This window comes from Noviherbaspirillum sp. (genome assembly GCF_035944575.1).
GTDB lineage: Bacteria > Pseudomonadota > Gammaproteobacteria > Burkholderiales > Burkholderiaceae_D > Noviherbaspirillum.
The window spans coordinates 1-10,338 of record NZ_DASZBA010000110.1 but is presented as its reverse complement, the minus strand read 5'-3'; the positions used below and the strand labels follow the sequence as shown (position 1 = coordinate 10,338).

Sequence of the window (10,338 nt, the reverse complement as noted above, 5' to 3'; positions counted from 1 at the left end):
AATGGCGACAAGAAGTAGATATTCATTTCCGGAATAAGGCGCGAAAGTCATACATCACGAAACACATACGGCAAACCAGTCAACCCTGGCCAAGCCTGCTCAAAATATTTCCATATGGAAATCAAATACATAGAAGTGTCTTAATTCTCCACCGAAATTTCTTGGCATTTTATTTAATTCTGTCAATATGCCAAAAAGCTACTGTTTGTAACACAGGAAATAGCTAAAATACCAATGCCTTGATTTTCAGTAAGACGTAACATTGTTCGGAAGACAATCACTTACGAGGCGCCATCCCGAACTAGAAATAGTCACTCGCTTTACTGATTAAAAATTCCCGAGGTTAATGATGTTAAGAATTTCCAATCACTTCGTGTCCACGGCAGTCGCGTCGCTGCTCGTTCTGGAAGGGCTGGTTTTGATTGGATCCGCTTACCTCGGCGTATCGCTTCGATTTTTAGATGCCATCACTCCGCTTTCTCCAAGCGCGGACGGGATCTTCACATCAGCATTCGCTTTTGCTCTTGTGATGATCTTCAGCATGAGTGCATTAGGGATGTATCAGATCAGCTTTCGTGAAGGCATAAGGGCCACCCTTCTTCGCCTGATGCCATCCTGCGTGTTGAGCTTTGTGCTCATTACCTTCGTGTTTTACGTTCTTCCCGATCTCTATCTCGGTCGCGGGATCGTTGGATTTATGTTCCTGGTGGCGGCACCAGCGATACTTCTTACCCGAACCATCTTCTTCAAATCCACACGGACCAAATTTCTGCAATCGCGCATCTTGTTTTTGGGTGCCGGCGCACTCGCTCAGGAATGCAGCGTGCTGGTCAAAGATCCTCGCATGGACCGCAAATATCATATCGTCGGTTACGTGCCGGTCGCAAATGACGAATGCTGCGTCCCTCCCGGAGAAGTGCTGGCGATGAAAGGCACGATGATGGACATGGTTACCGAGCACGGAATCAGTGAAATCGTTGTTACGGTTCAGAATCGCAGAGGCGGGGCATTGCCGATCAGTGAACTGCTTACCTGCAAGCTGAATGGCATCAAAGTTACCGACTCCGCAGCGTTCTTCGAGCGCGAGGCCTGCCAGATTCGGGTCGATTCCTTGCAACCCAGCTGGCTGGTGTTCGGGACAGGTTTCGATCAGGGCTTTTTTCGCTCCGCCTGTAAGAAGGTTTTCGATCTCCTGGTGAGCATTAGCGTCCTTATCATCGCACTCCCGATTCTTCTGGTAACCGCGCTGTTAATTTACCTGGAAGATCGCGGACCCATCTTCTATCGGCAGGAGCGGGTTGGCAAGGATGGCAGGCACTTTATGGTGCTCAAATTCCGCAGCATGTCGACTGACGCGGAGCGTAGCGGCACGCCACAATGGGCATCCGCCAACGATCCGAGGACTACCCGTGTCGGACGCATCATCCGGCTTCTACGGATTGATGAGTTTCCGCAAATACTGAACGTGCTGAAAGGTGACATGAGCTTCGTCGGCCCTCGACCCGAAAGGCCCTATTTCGTAAAACAGCTCTCCGAAGAAATCCCCTATTACAACGTTCGCCACAGCGTCAAACCCGGCATCACCGGAATGGCGCAGGTTCGATATCAATACGGTGCTTCGGTCGCCGATGCCGTTCAAAAGCTCCAGTATGACTTGTACTACGTCAAGAACAACAGCTTGTTCCTCGACTTGTTAATTCTGATCGATACCCTTCAAGTCATGATACTCGGCAAGGGTAGCCGATGATTTCCGGGCCCAACCGATGTTAGCCGCCATCGCGGTAGCCAGCTATTCGATCGCTGCCTGCGCATTCCTGCTGCTCTTCATACTCCTGCTTCTCAAGTGGCGAGGCCGGCGGCATGGCGCTGTCCTCACGTTTGCCTGTTTTGTGACCGCCTTATGGGCCATCTCCATCGTCTACTTTACCAAGCAAGGCGTGCCCGCCGCGCTGCCGGTCGGCATCCTGGAGATGTTGAGAAACGCCATGTGGTCCGCGTTTCTTCTCGGTGTGGTCAATGCCTCTTTCCCCACCCACACCGTAATGAGATTGAAAATCAGCAAGCCGACCGCAAGCTATGCGTCGATCTACATGTTGCTGATTATTGCCGCAGTTCTCTCGTATGCAGGCTTCGACTTCGTCGATGGCATCGCTGGCAGCATGAGCTTTATCGGCATGGCCGTCGTCGGAATGATATTGACCGAGCAGTTGTTCAGAAATACACCGGGCAAGGCACGCTGGGGAATCAAATATGCCTGCCTCGGAATAGGCGGATTGTTTGCCTATGATTTTTACTTCTACGTCGATGCCCTGCTTTTCAGAAGAGTTAATGTCGAGATCTGGACGGCACGTGGCTTCATCAATGCCTTCGCTGTGCCCCTTATTGCCGTTTCCGCCGCACGGAACCCCGAATGGTCGGTCGGCATAGCGGTCTCCCGCCGCATTCTGTTCCATTCCGCCACCTTGTTCGGTTCAGCGATCTACCTGCTTGTGGTGGCCGCAGCGGGCTACTACCTGCGCTTCTTCGGCGGCGATTGGGGAACCGTCCTGCAGGTGACCTTGCTGGTCAGCGCAATCGTACTGCTGATCGCAGTACTTTTCTCCGGCACATTTCGCTCCTGGCTCAAGGTATCCATCAGCAAGCATTTTTACAACTACGGGTATGACTATCGCGAGGAGTGGCTCAACTTCATCCGCACCCTGTCGGTCGAAGGACCTCAACTCGGCGAACGTGTGGTGCGCGCGATTGCTCATCTGGTGGAAAGCCCGAAGGGCATTTTGTACACATCCAACGGAGCAGAACAGTATGTTGCGACGGCCGAATGGAACCTCACATTCCGGAGTGATCCGGAAGATACGGACAGTGCGTTATGCATCTTCCTGAAGAGAAAGCAATGGGTCATCGACTTACAGGAATTTGATGCCGATCCGGCCAAATACGACGGTCTGGTTATTCCTGAATGGCTGCGTAACTTTCCCCAGGCCTGGCTCGTCGTACCGTTGATCGAAAACGACGATTTGTTTGGCTTTGTCGTGCTCGCGAAATCCCGGAGCAAGATCACACTGAATTGGGAGGTGACCGACCTTCTCAAGATCGTAGGCAAGCAAGCTGCCAGCTATCTGGCAAGACAGGAATCGGCAAATGCGCTGGCAGTGGCGCGGCAGTTTGAAACCTTCAATCGAATGTCGACTTTCGTTGTGCACGACCTCAAGAATCTGGTTTCCCAGCTTGCGTTACTTCTTGCAAATGCGGAGAAGCACAAGGAGAGTCCCGAGTTTCAGAAGGACATGCTGGAAACCATCGATCATGCCGTACACAAAATGCGGGGCCTTCTGCAGAAGTTCAACCGCGATTTCTCTACTGAACGTTCGGGCCGGGTATTACTTGAAAACGTGCTTGAACGGGCCATAGCTTCCAAGAGCGGCGGAGAACCCAGACCGCACCTGGATATTCGCGCATCCGGCATGGCTGTGTCAGGGAATTCCTCACGGCTTGAACGTGTCATTGGCCATCTCATCCAGAACGCGATCGAAGCCACCCCGCGCGAGGGCAGGATTGATGTTCGGCTGATGGAAGACGCTGGCAACGCGGTAGTCGAGATTGCCGATACCGGCAAGGGGATGAATGACCAATTCATCCGCGGGCGTCTGTTCAAACCGTTCGAGTCCACAAAGTCGGCGGGGATGGGAATCGGCGTCTTCGAAACCCGTGAATACATTCTTCAGATTGGCGGCAGACTCGAAGTCAGCAGCCGACCGTCGGAAGGAACGACCTTCAGGGTAAGTCTTCCTCTGTACGGGTATGAGGAAGATAAAATGTTGAGCACAACATAATGCAGGGAATGTCCGTGAGCCAGGAAAAGAGAAAATTGCTGATCGTCGAAGACGACCTTGGATTGCAGAAGCAATTGCGATGGGGTTTCGATGCCTATGATGTGTTGCTCGCGGGCGACCGGGAAAGCGCGCTCGCCCAAATCCGTCGTCACGAACCAGCCGTTGTGACCATGGATCTCGGTTTGCCGCCGGATGCCGACGGCGCTACGGAAGGCCTTGCCCTGCTTCAGCAGATCTTCGCGCTGGCCCCGAATACGAAAGTGATTGTACTCACCGGGAACCAGGACCGGACCAATGCGGTCAAGGCGATCGGCATGGGGGCTTATGACTTCCACCAGAAGCCATTCGACTTCGACGTGATGGGGTTGATCATCGAGCGGGCATTCTATCTTCATAGCCTGCAACAGGAAAACCACCGCCTTCAGCAAAATCTCGCGGATTCGCCCTTGAGCGGCATTATCACTCGCGATCCCGGAATGCTGAAAGTTTGCCGCAGCATCGAGAAAGTAGCGCCTTCGTCGGCGACAGTCATGCTGCTCGGAGACAGCGGGACAGGCAAGGAAATACTGGCGCGCGCACTGCATCAGATTAGCGCACGCAATGACAAACGGTTTATGGCCATCAATTGCGCAGCCATTCCCGAAAACCTGCTGGAAAGCGAACTTTTCGGCTACGAGAAAGGTGCATTTACCGGCGCCGTAAAACAGACACTCGGAAAAATTGAGCTCGCCAGCGGAGGCACGTTTTTTCTGGATGAAGTCGGGGACCTGCCCATGCCGTTGCAGGCGAAACTGCTGCGATTTCTGCAGGAGCGGGTTGTCGAACGCATCGGGGGGCGCACCGAAATCCCGGTCGACGTCCGGGTCATATGCGCAACGCATCGCAACCTGAAACAGATGGTCGATGCGGGTCAGTTCCGCGAAGACCTTTACTACCGATTGAGTGAAATCGTCATTACGATACCTGCATTGCGCGAGCGTATGGGTGACGCGACCCTGTTGGCGCACCACTTCCGGCGAAAATTCGGATCGCAGGAAGGTCGTCCTGTTCTCGGCTTCAGTGACGATGCACTGAACGCGATTGCCAATCACCCGTGGCCAGGAAATGTGCGGGAAATGGAAAACTGCATGAAGCGCGCGATCATCATGGCAGACGGGCCGCAGATCACAGCGGAGGATCTTGGGCTGCCGAACACATCAGAAGATGAAGAGCCTCTCAACCTGCGCCAGGTTCGGGACGACGCATGCCATAAAGCGCTGGTCAGGGCGCTTGCAAAGGTCGACGGCAATATCGTGAAAGCTGCGGAGCTTCTCGGGATCAGCCGTCCGACAATTTACGATCTGATGAATCGGTACGGGATCAAGTAAGCACTCTTCTCGCGCGCCGCAGACGCTGGACGTTCAGGTGAAGCAGAAATCATGGTTCGGGGGATTCGGAACTTTCGAAGGTGACTCCTACGAATACGCTTGCATCGAGGGTCTTGATGCGGACAATCTGCCCTAGGCTTTGGAAGTGGGTTTTGAAAAAAATCGTCCGGCGCAAACGAGATTGTCACAGGCATTATTTTCACTAACCATCTCCAGAATCCTATTGTCGAACCCGATGGCCTGCTGGATGCATGGGGCCTCACTGCATTTGCGCCAATATCATTGCTGGTCCATTTCGCCTGTCCCCGTATCAACTCGGCAGACCGGGAAAAGAAACGCATATTGCTTCCGGCAGACGTGTCACGCAATTTGAAAGAGGTTTTTGCAATGATGGCCGGGCAGTTGCGCATTGATTTGGCAGAAGAACAGGAATGACAATGGGGTATTCGGTCCATATGCAAAGGCAATGGCATCCCTCGTTGCAAAACCAGTTACGGTTAATGTGTATTGAAACCTTTCGCGTCGCCCGTGGCAAACAGCTCGGCAGACGATGTGTTTGTCGCATGCGGCTCGTTCTCGAAAAGGGTACATCAGGTAAATATCAATTGTTTGCGACTTGCCGCTGTTATTAAGACCAGTTTGACGAGCGACGAACCGATTCGTCAATATGACAAGCAACGTGACGAAATGACGAGTTTCGGGCTGAATAGAAAATGAAGCTTCGAGAGATGCTGGCGTTTGAATCGCTAGCAGTTTTTCAGACACTAGCCAGCCTGTCGAAATAGCGTTTTTCGTAGTTTGATCACCGGTTGCTATTGTCGCAACATCGTTTCTCATTGTTGAACAACCCGATGCCGTTGAAGCACCACTGCCCCGCAGTGTCTCTTGTCAAATCATCCTTGCGGCGAATCCGCTCCCGCTTGAGCAATTGGAAGGAACTCTTTGCTAACGCATTGTGGTGGCAATTCCCGCGGCCACACCTTCTTTGCTGCAAGTTGTGCGCCTTCAAAAACGTTTGCCAGTTGTAGCTGCCGGACTGGCTGCCCTGGTCGAAATGCACCGTGACAGTTTTCTTGGGCTGCCGGCGCCACACGGCTGTCCATAGCGCATGCAACGCTAGTCCCAATCCTTTTACGGCCCGATTGACCAGCCGATCACTCGCCATGAGAACTGATCGAACATCACCGGCATCAACAGCCAGCCTTCATGTGTTCGCATGTAGGCGATATCCATGACGCAGACTCGATTCGACACATCAACGGCAAATTGCTGATGTCAATGATTTGGTGCGATGTCAGCGATCGCTCCACCGCATTTGCCGGGATGTCGGTGATAGCCGGTCTGCGAACGCAGCGTCTCATGGCGCATCAGACGATAGACGCGTCGCTCGCTACGTCTCTCGCTTAGGTTCCGCAGGCTTCCGGTCACCTTCTGACAGCCAAGAACAGAGCCGCTTTCAAGCCGCGAATGCCGGATAAGCATCAACAGGCGCTTGTCTTTGAGCGCAGGATTTGACAGCGGATTGGCGGACCACGCATTGAATCCGCTTGGATGAACGCTCAGGACACGGCGAGGAAACGTACCGGATACTGAGAGACATGATTCAGGGTAAACACGTACTTTACCCGGCTAGTTTGGCTAAATGCGCGACAGCTATTTTTAGAATGTCGCACTCCCCGGCGGCCCCCTCCGGTCCGGCCTCCAAGCGCTGCTTCTCGGGCTGCTGATCCTTGACGGCTTCCCGCTCTGCCAGCGGTGCGCTGTATTGCTTGCTCCAATGATACAGACTGTGTGTGCGCTGAATCTGCTAGCATGCTTTGCACTCCCTGCAAAGCATGAACACGCACACCACTACATTAGGATAGATATATGTTGCTCTCAAGCAAAAAACACGAAGCGTCTAGAAACGTTAGCGCCGTGTCGCGCAAATTACGCTCCATCGCAAGCGGCGTAATACTGGCAACATTTGCCGCTGGTGCGTTCGCCCAATCCTATCCGGACAAACTGGTAAGGCTGGTAGTCCCATTTCCGCCTGGCGGGCCGACCGACACTGCCGCGCGCATCATTGCACAAAAGATGACTGATGGACTCAAGCAGCAGGTAATCGTGGAAAACCGTCCTGGCGCCTCTGGTACGATCGGTGCCGACGTCGTCGCCAAGAGTGCGCCGGATGGCTACACGTTAATGATGCTGGCCACGCCGACACTGCTTTTTCCGCACCTGAGCGGACGCAAGAGCGCCGACGTGTTCAAGGATTTCACTCCGGTTGGTGTTGCCTACGAATTGCCGCTCGTGATGGTTGTCAATCCGCAGAAGATGCCCGACGTGACCGGTTTGCAGCAGTACGTTGCCAAGGCCAAGTCGCAGCCAGGCGTTTTAAACTACACCAGCGCAGGCAATGGCAGCTTTGGCCACCTCTCGACCGAGTTGTTGAAGAACCTCGGCAAGTTCGACGTCCAGCACATTCCATACAAGGGCAGTGCACCGGCCATCCAAGATCTATTGGGCGGCCAAGTATCAATGATGTTCTCCGACATGATCGCTGCGCTGCCGCATATCAAGGCCGGCACGTTGCGCCCCATTGCCGTGGGTTCGGCCAGCCGCGTCAGCTTCACGCCTGACGTAAAGACTGTCGCAGAACAGGGTTTCCCTGGTTTCGATGCATCTTCCTGGGGGGGACTGGTCGTCCCTGCTGCCACGCCAAAGGACATCGTCGCGCGTCTCAGCAAGGAAATGCAGGCCGTACTTTCGGACAAGGAAGTACAAGCGAAGATGCTGGCAGCCGGAACGATCGCTAGCTACCAGACGCCAGAGCAAATGAGCACGCGCATGCGCGGCGATTTTGACCGTTGGGGTAAAGTTATCCGCGACAACGGCATTAAGGCTGATTGAACAGCGCTGATGGCTTATCGCCAGTGACTACCGCGATCGCCATACCCGTACATAGTTGATCTCGAAAGCGTTGGTCTTGCCGGTCGGCGTCGTGCTGTCCGGCGGATTGCTTGCGCTGCCGTACCAGAGATCGAGCAACACATACATCGGCACGTTGATCCGCGCGTTCTTTCGATAGACTTCCTTGCCATCGAAATAGAAGATGATCCGGTTCGCCTCCCACTTCACTGCATATTTGTGAAAGGTCGTCGACAAGTCCTGCGGGGGCTCCGGATGGACCATCTTGAAGCCGGCGCGCGTGGTGGAATCGAGCCAGATCGTGGTGCCGTAGGTATTGGCATGCAGGTTTGCATCCGACCATTCGCTCGCCGGCCCGCCGCCTGGGTAAGCTTCCATAATGTCGATCTCGGGGAATGTCGAGCCGCTGTGGTTCCACAGCCAGAACGCTGGCCACGGGCCGCGTCCGTAAGGCAGCTTCGCTTCCATCTCAAAGTAACCGTAGCGCTGGCTGAACTTGCCGCTGTCAGTATCGATCGTGCGCTTCGGAAAACTACCGTCGGCAAGCCGCTCCGGCCACATCTTCAGGTAACCGCCCTCCACCGCATAGTTCGGTGTGTTGTCAGGCGGGTCATAGAAGAAATGCGTATTCCATTTGCGGCTGTCCAGTTGGGTGCCGTTGAATTCGTCGAAGAAGGTGAGCACGTAAGCGGAGCCGGACTGGCCGTAGGGCGCCACTTGGGCGAACGCTTGCGAAAGCACCATCGGATTGAAGCTCGCGGCTGACGCCAGGCCCAGCGTCACGATGAATCGTTTCATGTCAGTCTCCAGATGCTACAGCTACGAATCAGATGTCGAACCCGTCGCCAGCTTTGCTTCGGCTGCTCCGCCGCACGGCACGAATCGCATTCGCATGGTTGCGCAGTGTCCGTCCGCCGAGTCAGGCCGCCACGTACGGCTCCCAGCTACCGCGCCGGTCCGAACGGATTGGCCAACGTGCCGGCGGCCGGCTGCTTGGCCCGGTGCAGCGCAACCAGGCTTTGCGCATACTTGCGGCAGGCTTGTAGCAATCGCGCCTGCAGGCACCCGAGTTGTAATCCGGAGAAGCCGCGCGAGACGCCGGCTTCGGTGGCCGCAGGCGGCATAAACGGCGCAAAAATCTGCCGTGCCTGATCTGGTGTCTTTTCCATCAGCGCCGCGCCGAACTGCCGATCGTCGAGTGCGAGCAACGCTTCAAGTGGACGGGGATCGCGATACGGAACCCCGCTGAACGGCTCGGGAACAGTATCTTCCTGTGCCTGCACCGGTGCTGCTACCCCGAGCAGGACAAATGCAAGGGCTGGAAAGAATAAAGTGCAACACTTCATAGTCACTCCTTTGCAGCAGCGCCATCAGGCGAACCGCTTCATCAAGCTGTGGAGTCTAGCCAGTGGCGACGAGCACGCAAGCGGCATCGAGCCTTGCCGTGACAGACGTTTGATGCGGCACAAATAGCCAGCGAAAACAGTGTGTTGGCACTTTCATCCTGCTAACGACTCGCGCTGCCAATGCTGCGCACCCGTAAAGGCGGGAAAGGGTCGGTGATGGATAATCGCGACCTTGCCAGCAGCACCACCATACCGACACTTTTCTAGCGCAGGTCAATACGCTTAAGCTGTTAGTGGTCAGGCAGGTGCTTGCGGCTGGCGCAACAACCACTGGAAATCGTGATGGCAGACCACCATCAACCGTTACTAGGGTGATACCCCATCCTGATGGCGCGCTAGCCGGACACCTATTTCGAGCGATGATCGCCCTGAATCGGTCGCTGTCGCGGCAAAAGCCTTTGCGCTGCTGAGGTGCAATTGACCGTGAAGTCATTGCTGCTTGGCTCCCACGCTTTTCTATGCAAGTCTGGAAGAAGGAGGGAGCGGGGCTGAGAGGGAGCCGTACCTGGACAGGATTGGTGATGAATGACGGCGCCGAAGTTGGTTTCGACATCGTTTGGAAGAGCCTTCCCTGACCGACTGCATAGCCGGACGGCGAATCTGAGTCAGTCGCTCACACATTCAAGGCTGCAACCTTTACGGCGGCGCGCGCAGGTGGCCGCCGACGATGGTTGATAAATGCACAATCGCCCTTACCTGTAAAGCAATGCCAAGCCGCGTTTCGCTGGTGACAAGGTCACCGCGGCAATGCCGCCGCAGGCGTTTATCAAAGCATGCATCGTATTGCGCACCATATATAGGGAAAGGCACCTTCGCAGATAT

The 10,338-nt window shown here is 54.8% G+C and carries 10 protein-coding genes; 4 read left to right on the top strand and 6 right to left on the bottom strand.

The annotated features are described in order from the left end of the window. The first annotated feature begins 349 nt into the window (after nt 1–349). Genes VGU61_RS07070 through prsR form a run of 3 tightly spaced genes read left to right on the top strand, consistent with a single transcriptional unit; the run spans nt 350 to nt 5,200 of the window. Nucleotides 350–1,747 carry a TIGR03013 family XrtA/PEP-CTERM system glycosyltransferase gene (locus VGU61_RS07070; RefSeq protein WP_326858403.1) on the top strand — a complete coding sequence of 466 codons (1,398 nt, stop codon included), beginning with the start codon at nt 350–352 and terminating at the stop codon, nt 1,745–1,747. 16 nt (nt 1,748–1,763) lie between these two features. After that, on the top strand, nt 1,764–3,833 hold the full coding sequence (gene prsK, locus VGU61_RS07065) for an XrtA/PEP-CTERM system histidine kinase PrsK (protein ID WP_326858402.1): 2,070 nt from the start codon (nt 1,764–1,766) through the stop codon (nt 3,831–3,833). Between the two features lie 8 nt (nt 3,834–3,841). After that, nucleotides 3,842–5,200 (top strand): PEP-CTERM-box response regulator transcription factor, encoded by a 1,359-nt coding sequence (gene prsR, locus VGU61_RS07060; RefSeq protein WP_326858404.1) that lies wholly within the window; start codon nt 3,842–3,844, stop codon nt 5,198–5,200. A 360-nt stretch (nt 5,201–5,560) separates the two neighbouring features. On the opposite strand, the gene VGU61_RS07055 is transcribed toward prsR, so the two are convergent. The 3 genes from VGU61_RS07055 to VGU61_RS22625 form a co-directional block, all read right to left on the bottom strand. Continuing rightward, nucleotides 5,561–6,037, bottom strand: coding sequence for a hypothetical protein (locus VGU61_RS07055; protein WP_326858401.1), 477 nt, complete (start codon nt 6,035–6,037; stop codon nt 5,561–5,563). After that, the gene (locus VGU61_RS22630) at nt 6,003–6,365 is read right to left on the bottom strand and encodes a DDE-type integrase/transposase/recombinase (RefSeq protein ID WP_414691610.1); all 363 of its coding nucleotides are present in this window, start codon (nt 6,363–6,365) and stop codon (nt 6,003–6,005) included. The genes VGU61_RS07055 and VGU61_RS22630 overlap by 35 nt, the downstream gene beginning before the upstream one ends. Nucleotides 6,366–6,475: 110 nt before the next feature. Then, on the bottom strand, nt 6,476–6,685 hold the full coding sequence (locus tag VGU61_RS22625; protein WP_414691609.1) for a hypothetical protein: 210 nt from the start codon (nt 6,683–6,685) through the stop codon (nt 6,476–6,478). A gap of 384 nt (nt 6,686–7,069) precedes the next feature. On the opposite strand from VGU61_RS22625, the gene VGU61_RS07050 reads away from it, so the two are divergent. After that, the gene (locus VGU61_RS07050; RefSeq protein WP_326858400.1) at nt 7,070–8,092 is read left to right on the top strand and encodes a tripartite tricarboxylate transporter substrate binding protein; all 1,023 of its coding nucleotides are present in this window, start codon (nt 7,070–7,072) and stop codon (nt 8,090–8,092) included. Between the two features lie 27 nt (nt 8,093–8,119). Here the strand turns inward: VGU61_RS07050 and VGU61_RS07045 are convergent, their stop codons facing one another. From VGU61_RS07045 to VGU61_RS07035, 3 genes are all read right to left on the bottom strand, one after another. Beyond that, nucleotides 8,120–8,908 carry a glycoside hydrolase family 16 protein gene (locus VGU61_RS07045; protein ID WP_326858399.1) on the bottom strand — a complete coding sequence of 263 codons (789 nt, stop codon included), beginning with the start codon at nt 8,906–8,908 and terminating at the stop codon, nt 8,120–8,122. Between the two features lie 146 nt (nt 8,909–9,054). After that, nucleotides 9,055–9,456, bottom strand: a complete 402-nt coding sequence (locus VGU61_RS07040; protein WP_326858398.1) for a hypothetical protein — start codon at nt 9,454–9,456, stop codon at nt 9,055–9,057. A 696-nt stretch (nt 9,457–10,152) separates the two neighbouring features. Further along, on the bottom strand, nt 10,153–10,338 hold a 186-nt coding region (locus tag VGU61_RS07035), incomplete at its 5' end, for a hypothetical protein (protein ID WP_326858397.1).

Coding starts and splice junctions, on each gene's coding strand:
- VGU61_RS07070 (WP_326858403.1), top strand. CDS start 350: ATGTTAAGAATTTCCAATCACTTCGTGTCCACGGCAGTCGCGTCGCTG.
- prsK (WP_326858402.1), top strand. CDS start 1,764: ATGTTAGCCGCCATCGCGGTAGCCAGCTATTCGATCGCTGCCTGCGCA.
- prsR (WP_326858404.1), top strand. CDS start 3,842: ATGTCCGTGAGCCAGGAAAAGAGAAAATTGCTGATCGTCGAAGACGAC.
- VGU61_RS07055 (WP_326858401.1), bottom strand. CDS start 6,037: ATGAGAAACGATGTTGCGACAATAGCAACCGGTGATCAAACTACGAAA.
- VGU61_RS22630 (WP_414691610.1), bottom strand. CDS start 6,365: ATGGCGAGTGATCGGCTGGTCAATCGGGCCGTAAAAGGATTGGGACTA.
- VGU61_RS07050 (WP_326858400.1), top strand. CDS start 7,070: ATGTTGCTCTCAAGCAAAAAACACGAAGCGTCTAGAAACGTTAGCGCC.
- VGU61_RS07045 (WP_326858399.1), bottom strand. CDS start 8,908: ATGAAACGATTCATCGTGACGCTGGGCCTGGCGTCAGCCGCGAGCTTC.
- VGU61_RS07040 (WP_326858398.1), bottom strand. CDS start 9,456: ATGAAGTGTTGCACTTTATTCTTTCCAGCCCTTGCATTTGTCCTGCTC.